Origin of the sequence: Geobacillus sp. WSUCF1 (assembly GCF_000422025.1) — a bacterium.
Taxonomy (GTDB): domain Bacteria; phylum Bacillota; class Bacilli; order Bacillales; family Anoxybacillaceae; genus Geobacillus; species Geobacillus zalihae.
This window is the reverse complement of the sequence record NZ_ATCO01000310.1, coordinates 1-640: the sequence shown is the minus strand read 5'-3', so window position 1 is coordinate 640 and position 640 is coordinate 1. Positions and strand designations below refer to the sequence as shown.

The following is a 640-nucleotide window of genomic DNA, read 5'->3' as shown; positions in this document are numbered from 1 at the left end:
TCGCCAAAGACGATGAAAAAGCAACCCAAAAACGTCCTTTCCAACGTCCTTTCCTAAGTTGAGAAACGTTCCCCCGACGGCAAAAGACCCCAAATTTCGGCCGCGTATTCCGCGACGGTCCGGTCGCTGGCAAAGTAGCCGGAGTGGGCGATGTTGACGGCGCTCATCCGCCACCAGCGCGCCGGATCGCGGTAAGCGTCTTCCACCTGCTCATGCGCTTCGGCGTAGGCGGCAAAGTCGCGCAGCACAAAATATTCATCATTTTGCGTCAAAAGCGAATCGTAAATCGGTTCAAAGTAATCGCCGGCATCCGGGAAAAAGCCGTTGACAAGCTGGTCGGCGACTTGCTTGATCCGCTTGTCGTGATGGTAATACTCGTGCGCCCGGTAGCCGCCGTGCTCATAGTAGTTGAGCACTTCCTCAGCCGTCAGCCCGAACAAAAACATGTTTTCTTTCCCGACCGCTTCCGCGATTTCGACGTTCGCCCCATCAAGTGTGCCAAGCGTGATCGCCCCGTTCATCATAAACTTCATGTTGCCCGTCCCGGACGCTTCTTTGCTGGCGGTTGAGATTTGCTCGCTCACATCGGCGGCCGGGATGATCTCTTCGGCGAGCGACACACGGTAGTTTTCCAAAAAAA

At 55.3% G+C, this 640-nt stretch carries 1 protein-coding gene; it reads right to left on the bottom strand.

Going from position 1 to position 640, the window contains the following annotated elements; genetic code table 11:
- Positions 1-53 precede the first annotated feature (53 nt).
- Positions 54-640 (bottom strand): glycogen/starch/alpha-glucan phosphorylase (locus I656_RS0117340; RefSeq protein ID WP_033007058.1); only part of this gene is annotated, 587 nt, incomplete at its 5' end.